The 19,459-nt window shown below is 37.9% G+C and carries 14 protein-coding genes; 8 read left to right on the top strand and 6 right to left on the bottom strand.

Going from position 1 to position 19,459, the window contains the following annotated elements:
- The first annotated feature begins 42 nt into the window (after nt 1–42).
- The 3 genes from purT to DRZ93_RS01365 are packed head-to-tail and all read left to right on the top strand — an operon-like array spanning nt 43 to nt 2,670.
- Nucleotides 43–1,236 carry a formate-dependent phosphoribosylglycinamide formyltransferase gene (gene purT / locus DRZ93_RS01375; RefSeq protein ID WP_113745596.1) on the top strand — a complete coding sequence of 398 codons (1,194 nt, stop codon included), beginning with the start codon at nt 43–45 and terminating at the stop codon, nt 1,234–1,236.
- Between the two features lies 1 nt (nt 1,237).
- A complete protein-coding gene (locus DRZ93_RS01370; protein WP_113744361.1) occupies nt 1,238–1,432 on the top strand; it encodes a DUF4250 domain-containing protein in 195 nt (64 codons plus the stop codon).
- On the top strand, nt 1,432–2,670 hold the full coding sequence (locus DRZ93_RS01365) for a hypothetical protein (protein WP_113745595.1): 1,239 nt from the start codon (nt 1,432–1,434) through the stop codon (nt 2,668–2,670). Before DRZ93_RS01370 ends, DRZ93_RS01365 begins: the two co-directional genes overlap by 1 nt.
- A 74-nt stretch (nt 2,671–2,744) precedes the next feature.
- On the opposite strand, the gene DRZ93_RS01360 is transcribed toward DRZ93_RS01365, so the two are convergent.
- The 5 genes from DRZ93_RS01360 to DRZ93_RS01340 form a co-directional block, all read right to left on the bottom strand.
- Entirely contained in the window at nt 2,745–4,517 is a 1,773-nt protein-coding gene (locus DRZ93_RS01360) for an AAA family ATPase (RefSeq protein WP_172457986.1), read from the bottom strand.
- Between the two features lie 107 nt (nt 4,518–4,624).
- Complete coding sequence (locus DRZ93_RS01355; RefSeq protein WP_113745593.1) at nt 4,625–6,397, bottom strand: AAA family ATPase; 1,773 nt, start codon at nt 6,395–6,397, stop codon at nt 4,625–4,627.
- 108 nt (nt 6,398–6,505) lie between these two features.
- Nucleotides 6,506–8,269 (bottom strand): AAA family ATPase, encoded by a 1,764-nt coding sequence (locus DRZ93_RS01350; protein ID WP_113745592.1) that lies wholly within the window; start codon nt 8,267–8,269, stop codon nt 6,506–6,508.
- Nucleotides 8,270–8,543: 274 nt separating this feature from the next.
- The gene (locus DRZ93_RS01345) at nt 8,544–8,882 is read right to left on the bottom strand and encodes a hypothetical protein (RefSeq protein ID WP_113745591.1); all 339 of its coding nucleotides are present in this window, start codon (nt 8,880–8,882) and stop codon (nt 8,544–8,546) included.
- Nucleotides 8,883–8,885: 3 nt separating this feature from the next.
- Complete coding sequence (locus tag DRZ93_RS01340) at nt 8,886–10,271, bottom strand: IS1634 family transposase (protein ID WP_172457985.1); 1,386 nt, start codon at nt 10,269–10,271, stop codon at nt 8,886–8,888.
- Between the two features lie 610 nt (nt 10,272–10,881).
- On the opposite strand from DRZ93_RS01340, the gene kdpA reads away from it, so the two are divergent.
- From kdpA to DRZ93_RS01310, 5 genes are read left to right on the top strand one after another with little or no spacing between them, the layout of a single operon-like run.
- A complete protein-coding gene (kdpA, locus tag DRZ93_RS01330; RefSeq protein WP_218564233.1) occupies nt 10,882–12,567 on the top strand; it encodes a potassium-transporting ATPase subunit KdpA in 1,686 nt (561 codons plus the stop codon).
- A 50-nt stretch (nt 12,568–12,617) separates the two neighbouring features.
- Nucleotides 12,618–14,693: a potassium-transporting ATPase subunit KdpB gene (gene kdpB / locus DRZ93_RS01325; protein ID WP_113744352.1), complete on the top strand. Its 2,076-nt coding sequence runs from the start codon at nt 12,618–12,620 to the stop codon at nt 14,691–14,693.
- Nucleotides 14,694–14,716: 23 nt separating this feature from the next.
- A complete protein-coding gene (locus DRZ93_RS01320) occupies nt 14,717–15,343 on the top strand; it encodes a potassium-transporting ATPase subunit C (RefSeq protein ID WP_113745587.1) in 627 nt (208 codons plus the stop codon).
- 46 nt (nt 15,344–15,389) lie between these two features.
- The gene (locus DRZ93_RS01315; RefSeq protein WP_113745586.1) at nt 15,390–18,017 is read left to right on the top strand and encodes a sensor histidine kinase; all 2,628 of its coding nucleotides are present in this window, start codon (nt 15,390–15,392) and stop codon (nt 18,015–18,017) included.
- A 7-nt stretch (nt 18,018–18,024) separates the two neighbouring features.
- On the top strand, nt 18,025–18,714 hold the full coding sequence (locus tag DRZ93_RS01310; RefSeq protein WP_172457984.1) for a response regulator: 690 nt from the start codon (nt 18,025–18,027) through the stop codon (nt 18,712–18,714).
- 146 nt (nt 18,715–18,860) lie between these two features.
- On the opposite strand, the gene dcd is transcribed toward DRZ93_RS01310, so the two are convergent.
- On the bottom strand, nt 18,861–19,454 hold the full coding sequence (dcd, locus tag DRZ93_RS01305) for a dCTP deaminase (protein ID WP_113744348.1): 594 nt from the start codon (nt 19,452–19,454) through the stop codon (nt 18,861–18,863).
- Between the last annotated feature and the right edge of the window lie 5 nt (nt 19,455–19,459).

Below are 19,459 nucleotides of genomic sequence, written 5' to 3'. Positions count from 1 at the left end.
TAATAGGCGCATCTGTATTTATTTTGAACATAAGGTAAGTATATGTCAGCTACAGCAATTTATACATCTCCATCAAACAAACAGACTAAAGCTTTACTTTTAGGCTCTGGTGAGCTTGGCAAAGAGGTGACCATTGAGCTTATGCGTCTTGGTGTCTATGTCATAGCCTGTGACAGATATGACAATGCCCCTGCCATGCTTGTGGCCAATGACAAGGCTGTAATCGATATGCGCGATGAAGAGCAGCTTACTGCCCTTATAAATAAAGTAAAACCTGACTATGTCATACCAGAGATTGAGGCTATCTCAACCAAAACTCTTATCAAACTTGAATCTCATGGCGTACATGTAGTTCCTTCAGCTAAAGCTGCTGACATCACCATGAACCGTGAGTCAATAAGAACTTTAGCAGCAGAAGAGCTGTCACTGCCGACCTCACCTTATTTCTTTGCCTCAACTCTTGACGAGATTAAAGAGAATATACACAATGTTGGTCTGCCTTGCATTATAAAGCCTGTTATGAGCTCATCTGGCAAAGGACAGAGCACTGTAAAGCATGAAGATGACATTGAAAAAGCCTGGGAGTATGCCTGCAGCGCAGGACGCGGCGGCATCAACCGAGTTATTGTTGAGGGCATGGTCAAATTTGATCGTGAAATCACACTGCTTACTGTATCAGCTGTAGATGGCATTCATTTTTGCGAGGCTATTGGCCACAGACAGGAAAAAGGCGACTATCGTGAGTCATGGCAGCCTGAGGTATTACATGATGAAATCCTGCTTGAGTGCAAGAGAATTGCCTCAAGTGTAGTTAAAGCCTTAGGCGGTTACGGTCTGTTTGGCGTTGAGCTCTTTATCTGCGGCGATAAGGTTGTCTTCTCAGAGCTCTCCCCTCGTCCGCATGATACTGGCATGGTTACCATGATCTCACAGGATCTCTCAGAGTTTGCCCTGCATGTGCGTGCCCTTTTAGGTCTGCCTGTAGGTAAAATCACCTTTATGGGACCATCGGCCTCTGCAGCTCTGCTCGTTGAGGGCAATGGTCATGATCTGTGCTTTGATAATATCAAGGATGCCCTTGCAAGTGAGCACAGCACTCAGTTAAGAATTTTTGGCAAACCTGAGGTTGTCGGTGAAAGACGTATGGGTGTTGCTCTGTGCCGTGCCCCTAGCGTCAAAGAGGCCCTTGAGGGTGCCATTAAAGTTCGTGATACTATAAGTGTGGAGATTAAATAAAATGCCTATACCACTGCAAAGATATGAGACCATGGATCCATATATCCTGTTATCAGCTGTCAATCTGCAGCTGCGTTCTCACTACGCCACTTTAGAGGATCTGTGCAAATCTCAGGAAATTGATGAGAAAAAGCTTGTAGAGAGACTTAAAAAGAGTGGTTTTACCTACAATCAAGAGCAGAATCAGTTTAAATAATGTCTGATTTAGCTAAAAGGCAGTACCTTTTTGTACTGCCTATTCCTGTTACGCCACCTTCTCATGATGCACGTTTAGGTGGCATTGTTTTTGTACGTACTGATGCTGCCTTCAATATCATAGGCAAAAAAGAATTTTTAGCCTGTAAGATGCCTGTGCATCAGCTTGCAAGTCCTGCCTATCTGTTTTCACAGGGACTTGTGCCTAACAGCTGTACAGCTGCTGTATCTGAGTATAAATTCCTGCAGAGAATCAAAGAGCTCTTTAATCAGAGCAATCTGTACATTGTCACCTACGGTGCCAATTATCTTGAGTATATCTATACCATCTGCAACCGTGTCTTTGAAAGCTCCGATCTGCTCTCAAAATGTTTTTGTGTATTAGATATAAAAACAGCATTTAATACTCATGCTCTGGTAGATGATCTCAAGCTTTTAAAAGCCAAGGATAATTTAAAAAGCAGAGCTTTGATGCTCGGCTTTAATGAAAATACAGACAGTCATGATATAACTGCACGTCTTGATATGCTGCTCTACTGCTTTAAAACGCTGATAAGATGCAATCCAAGGCTTGTAAACTATCTGATGCAAGGTCGCCTGTCTGTTAGAACATCACTTATAAATGCCATTAATAACAATAAGATCCTGGTGCATATAGATAATGCACACAAATCTCTTGAGCTTATAAAGCCTCTGGCCATTCATGACAGTCTGCTTGAAGTTATGTGCTATAAAGATGGTGCCGGTCTTATAAAGGCAGTCAATTTAAATCTCTTTGAGCTTATTGCCCCCGTTGGTATTTTAACCAAGGAAAGGCTGGAGCTTTTAAACTTTGATTTGCAAAAAGCTCACAATGATCTTGTGCATGCTGATAAAGACAGTGCTGTAAATGCCTACAAAGCTCCTGAATATATTGAGTATATAAACAGTCTGTCAAGTACAGACAGAGCTTATATAAAAGAAATTGGCTCAGTCAATCCACAGTCGCTGACACAGTCGCCAGCGCACATTGATGCACATCTTAGACAGGCCGTATTCCTGTTCAGAGCAGAAAACTTTTTAGGAACACTTTTAGATCAGGAGCTTAATCTGTACTACAGATATGCCCGCGAGACTCTTGAGAAAAATATAGGACGCTACTACAAAGAGTGTCGCATGATAGCTCAGGGTCTTGATGAGAAGGATGAAGATGGAGCAAAGCTCATTGAAGCTATAATGCACTACCCATCCACGCTGTAAACATTCAGGCTTGGAAATTAAGGCAACTCTCTGCCTCTAATCCTAAGCCTGACTGCACTGACTTACTCTCTTTATCAGCCTTTGGCTATATAGCAGGATTTACCAAAAAAGACTATGCCGTATTTTATGATGTTATAGCCATCCTCTCTGGCATTTGATATATAGTCTTTATCCTCAATCTGTGCCAGAGCCTGCAAACCTTTATCCTTAATTTCAATTGGTTTACTATTAGATGCCATCTTTTTTGTCTCTATAATAACGCAGGTATTTAAAATTCTGTCGCTAAGAGATAAGTCATAATAACCTTTTCCTGATTCTTGGTTTGACTCAACCTGAAAATTAGTTCCTGAAAACATGGAAAGCACGGTTAATAAAAAGATGTGGTAATTACCCTCACTTGCTGTATCTCTTACAGATATAAAGTTTATCAGCATACTAGAAATTATTTCTTGAGCTTTAACTGTGTCGCCATCAAAAAGAGCATTTTTAAGCTCTAAACCCTTGTCATACCAACTTGTGTTATCAGCATTAAAATAATTATCAACTCTTTCTTTAAAACAGGTTAGAACCTCTTTATTTGGTATAGCTACTCTATAGCTATCATGCTCCTTAGCAATAGTTGTTACATAACCAGTGTGCATGAGCAATACCATAAGCATATCAAAACTGTTTATTTTGAAAATATCATTATAAGTTACTGTCTCATATGACTTTATGGTTATTGACTGACCATCAACAAGCTGCTGTAATTTTTGTGATGCATTTTCATTATTCAAAGTAAAAAATCTGTCTATAATCTCATTGCCTGAGGTATTGGCCCAATAGTTTTCACACGCAAAATTATTTACATCTGATGAAGCTAAAGCACTGTCCATAAAATTTAATAAACTAAATGGACAAATCATTTCGGCACCGGCAAAATTGTAGCCATCATACCAGTCAAAGATTTCACTCTCACGTGACTTAAGTGCGGTACCTCCTATTAGCTTTCTGGCTTCTTCTCTTGTAAATCCAATAAATGAATTAAAGCGTTCATCATTTATACCAAAAACACTAAGATTGTTTAGACCTGTAAAAATACTTTCTTTTGATACTCTCATGCAGCCTGAGAGCACTGCTCTTTCAAGATATTGTCCATTTGTTTTTAAAACCTTTGAGAACATGACTCGTATAACTTCAATCATTTCTTCATAGTAACCATGCACGGCGGCTTTTTGCAATGGTACGTCATACTCATCTATAAGTACAATCACTTTTCTTTTATAAAGAACATAAAGTATTTCACTGAGGTTTTTAAGTGATACTCCAATATAATATTCAAGATCTGAAATACTATCCTCATCATTTATTTTAATTTTTGCAATATGAGTAAAAAATTCCACTGTATCTTTTAGCATTTGATGCAGTAATTGATAGTCTTTATGTTCTGCTATATGGGCAAACTGACCTGCTATTTCTGTTCCAAGAATTTTTAATGATTGTTTATAATCAGATATGCATACATCCTTAAGACTTATAAATATTACAGGATATTGAGCCATATGATTTTTGCAGAACTCTTTATCCTTGTATATCTCAAGATTTTCAAATAAAGCTCTGGCCTTATCCTGATTGGCCACATTCTCATAGTCAAGCTTACAAAAATGCTCTATCATTGATAAAGTAAGAGTCTTGCCAAAACGGCGCGGTCTTAAAAATAAAAATACAGAGGTATTAGATGAACGATGTGAACCATAATCATCCCCCCAAAACAGATCTTTTAAAAATACAGTCTTATCAACATAAGTGCATTGTGTCTCTATCAGTGTTTTAAAGTCTTCTACACCGCAATTGGCCTGAAATTTCATAATAGCCTCTTTTTGCATCCATATCTATAATTAATCTTTCATAGCAATATTTTTATATATGTAAAGGCAAAGATTAATGTACAGCATTATGCCTATCTTATTTACAATCAGCCTTTGGCTATATAGCAGGCTTTACCAAAAAAGACTATGCCATATTTTATAATATTATAGCCATCCTCTCTGGCATCTGTTGCATAGTCTTTATTTTCTATCTGAGCCAGAGCCTGCCGGCTCATTCCTTCTATTTCATTATCCTTAGCCTCTGATGGCAGTTTTTTGGTCTCTATAATAACGCAGGTTTTTAACTGCCTGTCCCGCAAGGATAAATCATAATAACCTTTGCCTGACTCCTGATTAGAGTCAATCTTAAAAAAATCCCCAGTAAACATAGAGAGTACAGCTAATAAAAGCATATGATAGTTGCCCTCCACTCCAAAGTCTCTGACCGATATGAAGTTTATAAGCATGCTGTTTATAATATTTTGAACTTTAGCGGTATCACCAGCAAACAGAGCTTCTTTAAGTTTAAGTCCTTCTTCAACCCATTTTAAATTCTTTTTATTAAATACTTGTTCAACACGATTTTTAAAGCAATAAAACACCTCTCTATTAGGTATTTTCACTGTAAAACTATCCTTTTCATTTCTTACTGCTGTTACATAGCCAGTATGCATCATTAATATCATAAGATCATCAAAACAGCTATTTTGCAATATTTCATTATATGTTACATACTCATCTGCCTTTATAGTGACATCATGACCATCTATTAGATTTTGCAGTCGTGCAGAAGCCTGAGCATCATTAAGAGTAAAAAATCTGTCTATAATCTCATTGCCTGAGGTATTAACCCAATAGTTTTTACACGCAAAATTATTTACATCTGATGAAGCTAAAGCACTGTCCATAAAATTTAATAAACTAAATGGACAAATCATTTCGGCACCGGCAAAATTGTAGCCATCATACCAGTCAAAGATTTCGCTCTCACGTGTCTCAAGTGCTGTATCTCGTATTAACTTTCTGGCTTCTTCTTTTGTAAATCCAATAAATGAATTAAAACGTTCATCATTTATACCAAAAACACTAAGATTGTTTAGACCTGTAAAAATACTTTCTTTTGATACTCTCATGCAGCCTGAGAGCACTGCTCTTTCAAGATATTGTTCATTTGTTTTTAAAACAGATGAGAATATGCCTCGTATCACTTCAATCATTTCTTCATAGTAACCATGCACGGCGGCTTTTTGCAATGGTACGTCATACTCATCTATAAGCACAATAACTTTTCTTTTGTAAAGAAGATATAAAATCTGTGATAAATCTTTTAATGATTTGTTTATATATTTTTTAAGATCAAACAATCCCTTTTCAGTGAAAATATCTACTTTATCGATATGATTAAAATACTCTACAGTGTATTTTAATCTTTCTGGCAGAGAATTAAATTCTTCATGCTGTTGTATATTATCAAAAAGTGGCGATATTATCTCTGCTAGATTATTTAGAGAATCTGTAAACTCAGACTTATCTACACCTTTAAGACTTATAGATATAACAGGATATTGAGCCATATGTTTATTGCAGAACTCTTTATCCTTGTATATCTCAAGATTTTCAAATAAGGCTCTGGCCTTATCCTGATTGCCTACATTCTCATAATCAAGCTTACAAAAATGCTCTATCATTGATAAAGTAAGAGTCTTGCCAAAACGGCGCGGTCTTAAAAAGACAGATACAGGGGTATTAGAAGAACGATGAGAACCATAATCAGTCCCCCAAAACAGATCTTTTAAGAATACTGTCTTATCAACATAAGTGCATTGTGTCTCTATCAGTGTTTTAAAGTCTTCTACACCGCAATTGGCCTGAAATTTCATAATAGCCTCTTTTTTGCATCCATATCTATAATTAATCTTTCATAGCAATACTTTTATGTATGTAAAGGCAAAGATTAATGTACAGCATTATGCCTAACTTATTTACGATCAGCCTTTGGCTATATAGCAGGCTTTACCAAAAAAGACTATGCCGTATTTTATAATACTAAAGCCACAGTCTCTAGCACCTGATATATAGTCATTCTCCACAATCTGCGCTAAAGCCTGCTGGCTTATTTCTTCTATTTCATTATCCTTAGCATCAGATAGCACCTTTCTTGTCTGTATAATAACGCAGCTTGCTAACTGCCTGTCCAGTAAGGATAAATCAGAATAATCTTTTCCTGTCTCTTTGCCTGACAAAACCAGAAAATTAGATGTTGAAAACATGGAGAGCACAGATAATAAAAAGCTACCATCAGCATTTTTACCATCTGGAGATATATAGTTTGCAAACATGCTGTAAATAATATTTTGAGCTTTAACTGTGTCGCCATCAAAAAGAGCATTTTTAAGCTCTAAACCCTTGTCATACCAACTTGTATTATCAGCATTAAAATAAATATCAGCTCTTTGTTTAAAACAGTACAGAGCCTCTTTATTTGGTATAGCTACTCTATAGCAATTATGCTCCTTGGCCAGAGCTGTTACATAGCCTGTGTACATGAGCAATACCATAAGATCCTCAAAACTGTCTATAGGATAAATATCATCATAAGTTATTCCCTTATATGACTTTATAGTTATTGATTGACCATCAACGAGCTGCTGTAATTGTTCCGACCCCTCTGCATCATTCAGAGTAAAAAATCTGTCTATAATCTCATTGCCTGAGGTATTGGCCCAGAAGTTTTTACACTTAAAATTATTTACATCAGATGAGAAAAATGCATCGTCCATAGCATTTAACACACTAAATGGGCAGAGCATTTGAGCACCTCTAAAACTATAGGCAGCATAGTAGTCAAGGATCTTATCCTCATAAGACTCAATAGCTGTACCCTGTATTAATGTTCTGACCTCATCTTTAGTAAATCCTATAAATGTATTAAATGACTCATCATGTATCTCAAAATAACACAGATTATTAAGACCAGAATTGATACTTGGCTTAAATACTCTCATGCAGCCACAAAGCACTGCCTTTTCAAGATATTCCCCATTACCTTTTAAAGCAGCTGAGTACATGCCACCTATAACCTCAGCCATCCTGTCATAGTAGCCATACTCAGTGGCTCTTAGCAGTGGTGTGTCATACTCATCTATAAGTACAATAACTTTTCTTTTGTAAAGAAGATATAAAATCTGTGATAAATCTTTTAATGATTTGTTTATATATTTTTTAAGATCAAATAACCCCTTTTCAGTAAAAATATCTACTTTATCGATATGATTAAAATACTCTACAGTGTATTTTAATCTTTCTGGCAGAGAATTAAATTCTTCATGCTGTTGTATATTAAAAAATAATTTTGAAATTTTATAACCAAGCACCAGCAAAGATTCATAAAAATCATAACGATCAACATCTTTGAGACTTATAGATATAACAGGATATTGAGCCATATGTTTATTGCAGAACTCTTTATCCTTGTATATCTCAAGATTTTCAAATAAGGCTCTGGCCTTATCCTGATTGCCTACATTCTCATAATCAAGCTTACAAAAATGCTCTATCATTGATAAAGTAAGAGTCTTGCCAAAACGGCGCGGTCTTAAAAATAAAAATACAGATATATCAGATGAGCAACGTGAACTATAAATAGCCTCTCCAAAGATGTCTTTTAAGAAAATGCTTTTATCAACGTATGTGCATTTACGCTCTATCAGTTTTTTAAAGCTCTCAATGCCTCTATTAGCTTTAAACATCATATTAGACTCTTTTTGTATCAATATCCTAAGATTTAATGCTCATAACTAATACAGTCCTTTGCCTATATCATAAAAAAGATTAGCCTTTAACTATATAGCAGGCTTTACCCAAAAATACTATGCCGTATTTTATAATACTAAAGTCGCAGTTGTCAGTGCTCTATTAATCTATCATTAATTTAGCTCATATATTTATCGAACTCTCTGCCTATCTTTTATTGATTCCTCTTGATCTTCTTTAACCTAAATTCAATATATAGTACTGTATACAGCCCTATACCAATTCAAATTGTGACAGATCAACGTCTAAAGCCTTTAGGATCTCTTTTTGTGTAAAAGTTAAAGCCTTGGACAGGGTAAACTTATCACCTTTTTTCTCAATGGTAATATCATCAAGTTCATCTATAAGACCTTTGTAAGTCAATTTTCTAAAGCGATTAGGTTCATCATTTTTAAGAGCTCTCAATGCCTTACTTGCACATGTGTGCAAAATAAGAGCTATAAATATAACAAAGAGCTTACCGTTGGTTGTGTCTGATCTATGGGTCTTAAGTCGCTTACAGTCAAGGTCATGTTTTAAAGCATCAAATACCTTTTCTACAGAGTCCTTCATGCGTTATATCTTCAATGCCTGCTCGCTGTCTATATCTTCATTACAAGTAAACAGAGCAAACCAGCCTATAAGGCTTTTAGCCTTTGAAAACTTATCTTCATCGTAGCTAAATGTATATCCTGTAGGATCACTGTCATCTGGTTTGGCATTATGAAACTTTGACATTTTAGCAATCTGGGATTTACTCAGGGCAACTGCCGCATCCTTTGCTATTTTGATAAGCTCTACTTCGTACTTTACAGACTCCTGCAGGGCAATAAGGCCGTCGTAATACTTAAGCGAGTCATAGTAAAAATGTATAAAGCCTGGGGTATTGCTAACGGTATGCTTTTCCTTAAAGGCATATACTCCAGGAGTGGAGGAGAGGAGATTTGTATAGACTGTGTGCCTGTCATGTTTAACTAGAGCATAGATATACTCAGCAATGGCTTTGTATTTGTTTATACTTACCCCAACGAGCACATCAAGACCGGCCTGTTTTAAATAATCTATACGGGCCTTATCAAAAAAGCCTCTGTCCATAGTGAAGAGCTTGTCAACACTAATGCCTGTCTCTTTGGCCTTAGTTATTACATATGGTAGCTGCGTTGCATCATTAAGCGATCCATTGTAATTGACATACATTAAAGGCAGAAGTGATTTATGACCTGAGAACATGCCAAGGTTAATCTGAGGCAAACCTTCACCATCTCTGTTATATCCAAATTCTGCCTGCTGTATCTTCTGAGCATGGGTTGATATTGAGGTCACGTCATAGCAGATGGTGTCATCTTTATCGTTGTTGTGTTTTATCCAGCTTTTAAAAAAGTTATCAGCACCTGTTTGTGCAATATGGGTAAATAACTTTGACATAGCAAAGTCATCTATGGAGGCAAGAGATCTGTCATCAACAAAAGGAGATGTCTTATAAAAATCTTTAATGTGCATCATAGATGAGTTTTCTGTGGCAATCATGATGGATGCAAGATTTATGAGATTTACAGACTCATCATCAAATGCTCCTCTGAGGCATTTTTGTATACCCTGCTCACAGAAGATCTTGTTAAATACCACGGTACTGCCACGCACCTGCTTTTTAGCCTGTGTATCAGATTTGTTGGCCTCATAAGAGTTTTTCTCATTGGATTTAGCGTTATTTATATTTTTGTGTTTGTTTACAATTTCAGCAGGAATAGGTGTACCTGTAAGAGCGAAGAATTTGTCATTTGGATGAAACATTAACTTGTCAAGCCCAACAGTTACACCAATGATGGTTGACTCATTACGGGGGACACCATTCTCGTTTCTGTAGAACCTGGTGTATTTATAAACGTAATATGCATCTTTTTTTCTAGTTGGCTTTAAATAGCATCCAGAAGGTATTGCGTAGGTTATGCTCTTATAATTCATGTCACCCCTGTATAGTGCATAAATTTGGTAAAACAACATTAAATAAGGTATACATCACTATAGCATTATTGCAAAACCTTTGTAAAAAATCTTTTAATAATAGATCGTTAGTATGAATTTAGGTAGGTAATTTTTAAATGTAGACAGTACTATTTAAGAGTTTAGGTTTATATCGAATAGCCTCATCATTTCTACGTAATATAGAGTCCTCAAGAAATCCGTTTGTTTCACACTCACTAAGGTGCTCCTTGATTTTAAGCCCAAAGTCCTGAGGCGCAACTATTATAGTACAGAGGGATCTGCCTTTAATTAACATACAAAAAACTTCACCTATATAAATTTTTACAAAATTTTTATACACCTTATATATCTTTTAACCATATCTTTACACCCATCCCTTTAAACTTAAGATCACTTTTTTTAAGGGGACAATCATGTCAGACATTCTTGTTTTACTTATATTTTTTACATTTTCTTTTTCAATTTTCATATTGATAAGGCTTATTGCCAGATTGATGAAGGCTGAATAATTATGATGCAGTCTCTTTTTCTTATTATAGGTCTTATCACCATAATCTGGTTATTTATTGCTTTATGGAAGGCATAAATCATGTACAGTGCTTTTATTCTAAGTGCAGTTTTTCTATCTGTGCTCTTTATAACAGTAAAGCCTTTAGGTCTTTACATGTTACCAGTATGTGAAGGCAGAGCTCCTTCATTTTTTAATAGAATTGACAGTTTTATCTTTAAATTTCCAGGTCTTCAGGGTTCATCTCAAACATGGAAGGAATATGCCTTATGCCTTATTCTATTTAATCTTCTTGGGATTATAGCTCTATATGTTCTGCAAAGAGTGCAGCTATATCTGCCTTTGAATTATCAGGATCTTGGCTCCATAGAGCCTCTGTTGGCTTTCAATACAGCTGTATCTTTTGTTACAAATACCAACTGGCAGGCTTATGCAGGCGAGAGTACCATGAGCTATACAGTTCAGATGACAGGACTAGCTGTGCAAAACTTTCTATCTGCAGGCTCTGGAATTGCCGTAGCTTTTGTTCTTATGAGATCATTTGTGCTTAGCAAGGATGATTATATTGGCAATTTCTTTGCTGATATAACGCGTATCTGTCTTTATATTCTGCTGCCTCTGTCCTTAATCTATGCTTTGTTTTTAGTAAGTCAGGGTGTTATACAGAATTTTGACAGCTATCTTAGTGTACAAAGTATTGCAGGCGATACTCAGAATATTGCCATGGGTCCTGTAGCCTCGCAGGAGGCCATTAAGCTTCTTGGAACCAATGGAGGAGGATTTTTCAATGCAAACTCTGCCCACCCTTTTGAAAATCCAACTGCCTTGAGTAATTTTACACAATGTCTGGCCATCTTTTTAATTCCAGCGGCTTTATGCTACACGTTTGGTGCCATGATAAAAGATAAAGGCCAAGGGTACACGCTTCTTGCCACCATGACCCTCATTTTTGTCATCTGCTTATCAACCATAATTGTTTTTGAAGCTATGCAGTCACCTGCACTTTTAGCCTCAGGTTCTGACAGTGAATTTTTCAACACAGAGGGCAAAGAGCTTAGATTTGATTTAGGTCACTCATCTCTCTTTAGCACTGTGACCACCGCTGCATCCTGCGGAGCTGTAAACAATATGCACGACAGTCTTAATCCAATATCAGGACTTGTCACAATGCTGTTAATGCAACTGGGTGAGATTGTTTTTGGCGGTGTGGGATCAGGATTCTACGGCATTATTGTTATGGTCCTTGTAACAGTATTTATCTGTGGTCTTATGGTAGGTCACACACCTTTATATCTTGGCAAAAAGATAAGTACAGTACAGATGAAGCTTGTATGTCTGGCTATGCTTTGCAGTCCTTTTCTGGTTCTGCTCTCAACAGCTCTGGCCTGTATTTTCGATATAAACACCATGTCACTCAATAATACCGGCCCCCATGGCTTTAGTGAATATCTCTACGCTTTTAGTTCTGCAGCTAATAACAACGGCTCAGCCTTTGCAGGCCTTTATGCCAATACTCCATTTTTTAATATCATGACAGCTTTGTGTATGTTCTTTGGGCGCTTTATTCCTATTGTCTGTATTCTTGCTCTAGCAGGAAGCTTTGCCCATCAGTCCTTTGCCGCCAAGAGTGTTGCAACCATTGATACCAAAGGTATTTTTTTTACACTGCTTTTATTTTCCGTAATTATTCTTATGGGCGCATTAACCTATATTCCATCTTTGTCCTTGGGTCCGGTTGCAGAGCATCTCTCTACTTTTTCAAGATAGTTACAAAATATAGTTTTTAAAGCGAATTAGAGTATATTTCAGGTACAAAAATGTCAAAACATACAGTTAATTTTGCAATAGACAAAGAGCTGTTTAATACAGCCTTTAAAGATAGTTTTAAAAAACTCTCTCCTAAAGAGCAGATCAAAAACAAGGTTATGTTCCTTGTGTATGTAGGTGCTATATTCATTACGATTCTGAGTATCCTGTCTGTATTTGATCTGTACAGTGAAGATCCTCTTTTTTGTTCTATTAGTGCTGTGGTTTTATGGTTTACAGTACTTTTTGCCAACTTTGCCGAGGCTATTGCACAGAGCAAAGCTAAAGCACAGGCCCAATCATTAAGGAGTATTAAGAAAAAAACTGTTGCTCACAGACTGGTTGCAGGACAGCAACTTACAGATCTTGAAAATCTTAAAACCGAGTCTTTAGATGCAATAAACCTTAAAAAAGATGATATGGTATTGGTTAAAGCTGGCGAAATGATTCCTTGTGACGGTCAGGTTGTAGCAGGACTGGCATCTGTCAACGAGTCTGCCATCACAGGAGAGTCAGCTCCGGTTATAAGAGGCGCCGGGTGCGATACAGACAGTGTGACTGGAGGTACTACAGTTTTATCTGACATCATAGTCATCAGAGTAGTAAATGAAGTCGGCTCATCATTCCTTGATAAGATGATAGGTATGGTTGAAGGTGCTGTAAGAAAGAAAACACCAAATGAGGTAGCTTTATCCATTGTACTTTTATGTCTGACCATAATCTTCACTCTTGTAACTCTGACATTGCTGCCTTTTAGCGATTTTGCAAGAGAGCAGCTCTCTTATGGCTCTTTTATAGGCTATAGCGTAATCATTGTTCTTTTAGTATGTCTTATCCCTACAACTATAGGATCGCTTCTTAGTGCCATAGGCATTGCAGGAATGAGCAGACTGCTTATGTGCAATGTCATTGCCAAATCAGGTCATGCAGTTGAGGCTGCAGGAGATGTTGACGTTCTGCTTTTAGATAAAACGGGCACCATAACCTATGGCAACAGACAGGCCAACAAGTTTTTTGCAGCCGATGGCATCATGCGCAGTGATATGATTAGATGCTCCCTCTTAGCCTCACTGTCTGATACAACTCCTGAGGGCAGATCAATTGTCACCCTGGCAAAAAAGGAAGGTTTTAATGACAAACTGCCAGAAAATGCAGCCTTTGTTCCATTTTCTGCCACAAGCTGTATGTCAGGGGTAAATATTGATGGTGTCAATATTAAAAAAGGTTCGCCTAAAGCTGTATTCAACCACGTCAAAAATTTAGGAGGCAGAGTTGATGATAAGATTGAATGCATTGTCAACACTATAGCCTCACTTGGATCTACACCTCTTGTGGTATGTCGAAATGAAACCATATTAGGTGTTATTGAACTTAAGGACATAGTTAAAAGCGGTCTTAAAGAAAGATTTTTACAGCTGCGCAAAATGGGTATTAAAACTGTTATGGTTACAGGTGACAATGAGCTTACAGCCGCTGCAATAGCTGCTGAGGCCGGAGTTGATGACTTTATTGCAGCTGCTACCCCTGAGTTAAAGCTTGAGACAATAAGAAATTATCAAAAAAAAGGCCATCTTGTAGCAATGACAGGCGATGGTACCAATGATGCCCCGGCTCTGGCCCAAGCTGATGTGGCTGTAGCCATGAATGCAGGAACACAAAGTGCCAGAGAGGCCGCCAACATGGTAGACCTTGATTCATCACCAACCAAACTTCTTGATGTAGTCAAAATAGGCAAGCAGATGTTAATTACAAGAGGAGCTCTTACCACTTTCTCCATTGCCAACGATCTGGCCAAGTTCTTTGCCGTAATTCCTGCAGCCTTTGTCACAACCTACCCGCAGCTTGAAATGTTAAATATAATGCATTTAAGTTCAGCCCCGTCAGCTCTGCTCTCTGCTGTAATCTTCAATGCTCTTATTATTATCGCTCTTATACCTCTTGCTCTGCATGGTGTAAATTTCAAGTCTGCAAGTACCAAAAAACTTCTGTTTTCTAACATTATGATCTATGGTATAGGCGGTCTAATAGTGCCTTTTATCGGTATCAAGTTAATTGATATGGTCCTTTGTTTTATAGGTATTTTTTAAAAATATAGTCCAAGGATACAAATATGAGTTACGCATTTAATAAAAATAAAGATACAAGACTTAATCTTAAACAGGCCCTGTTCTCTACTGTTATATGCTATGGAGCGCTTACAGTTATTCTTGGTCTGGCCTACCCTGTGGCCACAAGTTACCTGTCTGATACATTCTTTTATGATAAGGCTCATGGCTCACTTATATATGACGACAAAGGAGAGGTGAGAGGATCATCTCTTATAGGACAGTCATTTAAGGCTCAGAATGGCTTTTTTATCTCAAGACCGTCAGCCTCAGATTATAACGGTATGGCCTCAGGAGGTTACAATTTAGCATCTACCTCGCAACAACTCTCAAAGCTTATACAAAATAGAGCGCTTGATATAAAAGAAAAGTATGCAGTAACAGGCAATATACCAACTGACATGCTTACAGCCTCGGCCTCAGGTCTTGACTACCATATAAGCTATAAAAGTGCACTTTTACAGGCCCCATATGTTGCAAAGGTACGCAATATAGCTGTTAAGAGAATTCATGATCTTATAGAAAAACACACAGAACAACAGTTTCTCTCACCTGCAGGTATTGTAAATGTAACTACTCTTAATATGGCTTTATACTCTTTGTCGTCTTCTGACATGAAGAGTGTAAAATAGGTATATTAAGTACCATTGTTTATACAATAACTGATAAGAGATAAAAGTGTCAGATACAAAAGCAAACGCCAGAGCCCTGCTTGAAAAGCAGGCTCTGCACAAAAGAGGCCATCTTAAAATATTTTTAGGCATGGCACCTGGTGTAGGCAAGACCTTTGCCATGCTAACAGAGGCGCATGAATTAAGAGACAAAGGTCTTGATGTTGTTATAGGTCTTGTCGACACACACGGCAGAGCTGATACTGCAGCCTTAGTTGAAGGACTTGAGCTCATTTCCCGCAAAAAAATAATATATGAAGGTCACTGCTTTGAAGAGCTTGATGTAAAAGCTATTATTCAAAGACACCCTGCTATTGTCATTGTAGATGAAATGGCGCACTCCAATGTGCCAGGATCGGTACATAAAAAACGCTGGCAGGATATTGAAGAGCTTTTAAATGAAGGGATAAATGTTTATACAGCTCTTAATATTCAGCATTTAGAAAGTCTTAATGATATTGTCTCACGTGTTACAGGCGTCAAGGTCAGCGAAACTATTCCTGACAATGTCTTTGACAGGGCCTCTGAGGTAAGACTTGTTGATCTGCCCCCAGATGATCTTATAGAAAGACTAAATGAAGGCAAGATCTACTTAAATGAGGTTATTCGTCATGCCTCTGACAACTACTTTAAAAAATCAAATCTTATGGCGCTTCGAGAGCTTACCCTGCGCTCAATGGTCGGCCGTGTCGATTTGCAGGTTAAAAGAAACGGAGCCATAGGTAAAACCTCATCTACTGGCTACGGCCTCATGCTTTTAATTGATTCTATTACTTCACAGGAGGCTATACGTGAGGCTTTGCGCATGGCAAGAGCCATGAGCTCAAGGCTACACTGCGTGTGCATAGACAGCGCTGCGCTTTTAGATGATAAACAGGAGCTAAGTGAGATCATGGCCTTTGCCTCCTCGCTTGGTGCCAAAACAGATGCACTTACAGGAGATTTTCCATACTGCATAAAAGACTATGCCAATGCCAACAATATAAACGTGATACTTTTAATCCCTCAGTCACAAAGAGATCTTGTAAAAAAGCGCCGTCTTATAAATACACACATGCCGAATATGAGCATAATTACTCTGCCCTACAGCGTAAAAAAAGTAAGCATTGTGCAAAAATTAATCGCCACATTTAAACACACGGTCAATGGTGTAAATGACTTTGTTTTTAGCTTTATCCTGACAGGACTTATCACACTGCTGCTTGTGTATTTAAGTGACTACATAAAAGAAGCCAATCTTATAATGTTCTATCTGCTTCTGACTTTGTTTGTTGCTGTAAAATACGGAATGATTGTTTCTATTTTCACCTCAGTGCTCTCTGTGGCGTGCTTTGATCTGTTTATAGTCAATCCGCGCCTGTCCTTTGCCATTGCCGATATTGAATATTTAATCACCTTTGCCACAATTTTAGTTGTAGGAATAGTATCGGCACGGCTTGTAACACACAGCCGCTATCTGTCAAACAATGCGCGTATGCGAGAGAAACAGACACGTATCCTGTATACAGCCTCTAAAAACCTCTCAAAAGCTATGGATGATATAGAAGCATTTAGACAGATACAGAACATTCTAAAAGAGCATCTGAATATTGTAAGCGAGTTTTGGAAATCGAGCTCTGACGGTCAGTGCATAAGACTTATGACAGAGCTTAAAAATGTCGATAAGGGGCTTATAAACTATGTTCAGACCCATAAAAAAGAGGCTGGGTTTGGCACCTACACCCTAAGTCAGTCACGCTATCTTTATCTGCCTATTATGATCTCAAATAGGCTTTATGCTATAGCAGTACTTGAACTGCAATTTGCTCAGCAATGGTCCGATCCTGTAAACTCGCGACTGCTGCAAGCTCTGCTTACTCTTTTAAAACAGTGTCTTGAAAAAATTGTGTCAGAAGAAGAATCTAAAACCTTGCTTATGAATATAGAAGCTGAACGCATGCGTCATACTCTAATTCAGTCGCTCTCGCACGATCTTAAAACCCCTCTTAGTGCTCTTATGGCCAGTGCTGAACTGCTTAGCAACAAGCTGTCAGTAAATGATATCAAGGAGGCCTACGAGATCTCTAAGTCAGTTGTAGACGACTCAAAGCGTATGGTTAGACTTATGAGCAATCTGCTTGATATGGCTAAACTACAGTCAGGTCAGGTGGTGTTAAACAAACAGTGGCTTCCTGCTCAGGAGATAATTGGCTCAGCTCTTAAGAACTTTAAGGATATAGCCTGCGACTATACAGTTAATATTGACATAGAGCCTGATTGCCCTTTTTTCTACGCCGACCCTATTTTAATAGACAGACTTTTATCAAATCTTCTTGATAATGCTTTTAAATACACTAATAAAGGCAGCTGTATTAATGTAGAGGCAAAAGAACGAGGAGATAAGCTTACTTTGTCTGTAACTGATAACGGCCCTGGCTTTGCCGACAATAATACACAAAAACTTTTTGATCCTTTCAGGCGTGGAGGACGCGAATCTAAAATTTCAGGAATAGGTCTTGGCCTTGCCATCTGCAAGACCATAGCCAGAGCTCATGACTCAGAACTATTGGCATTCAATGCTCCTGAGGGCGGTGCAGCATTTGTGCTTGTTATGCCTCTTGTGACTATGCCTTATACAGAAGATATTTTTATGTAGGATAATTATGGCTTTTAAAATTGTTGTAATTGAAGATGAAGATCAGATAAGACGTGCTGTAAGAGTTATGCTTACAGATGAGGGCTATGAGGTCTTTGAAGCCTCAGACTTAAAGGAGGGGCAGATTGAATGCGCATGTCGCAATCCAGATATAATTATTCTTGATCTTGGTCTGCCTGATGGTGATGGCCTTAATCTTATATCAGATGTAAGAGCATACTCTGCAATTCCTATTATTGTGCTCTCTGCACGTGACAGTGAGCTGTCTAAGGTGGGAGCTCTTGATCTTGGAGCCGATGACTATCTTATAAAACCATTTGGCTCTAATGAGCTAAAAGCCAGAATCCGGGCCCAGTTGCGCCGCCTTTGTTCAAATGGTGACAGAATTACCTCTAATATTATAAATCTCGGTAAGAATGTAAAAGTTGATTTGAGTACACATTGTATATATAAGAATGATGAGATTGTGCATCTTACCAAGCTTGAGTATAAACTCTTACAGGTTATGCTAAAAGATCCCAACAAAGTACTGACGCAAAGACATCTTATGCTAAATGTATGGGGAGCTGCCTATGTAGAGCATCAGCATTATCTGCGTATTTATATGAATCACCTTAGAGTAAAACTTGAGGATAACCCAGCCGATCCTGATTTTTTAATAACAGAGACAGGTATAGGCTATCGTCTTGTTATTTAAACTACACTAAAGCCCTTTACCGCTCTTTTTTTAAGAGCGTTTTATCTGTTAAATTGTATCTGTAACACAAAAGGCTGTCTAAAAGGAGCATCTTTATTAGACAGCCTTTTGTCTATTAGTGATGAAAAGCCTGGGTAAAAGTGCATTTAGCTCTTATCTGCAGCTATTTTAGATGCCACAGCGCCACGCTGATCTTTATATTTGGCGTTGGCTCTCTTGTTATATGGCCTTAAACACTCACTCTCAAGCTGTTCAAAGTTTAGTGCTCCTATTGACATATGCGGTCTTAACACCAGTGTCAGCGGGCCTGCATTGCAAAACTCAAGCACAATATTGCCAGACCAGCCCGGATCGATACGATGAGCTGTAGCATGTACCATAAGACCAAGACGGGCCAGAGAAGATCTGCCATCAAGCCAGCCTACAATATCAGATGGCAGTGTTACACACTCATAGGTAACACCCAGAGCAAAACCGCCAGGCGGCAGAGTAAAGCCCTCATCATCTTTATCAAGCACAATAGGAGATGTGGTTATCTCATCAATAGTGCTGGCAATAACAGCTGAGCTGTTGCCAAGATCTAGGGCATTACGGGCCTTATGTGTTTTAAAGACGCGAAACTCATTGCCAAGAGTAAGATCGATGCTAATACCACTGACCTTTTCATTGTCAGGACGCGGCTCAATTATGATCCTCTTGTCATCAAGAGCCTGTAAAATCTGTCTGTCATTAAGGCGCATAATCT

The sequence above is a fragment of the Anaerobiospirillum thomasii genome (assembly GCF_900445255.1).
GTDB lineage: Bacteria > Pseudomonadota > Gammaproteobacteria > Enterobacterales > Succinivibrionaceae > Anaerobiospirillum_A > Anaerobiospirillum_A thomasii.
Note: the sequence above shows the minus strand (reverse complement) of the source record. Positions and strands in the feature narration are given on the sequence as shown.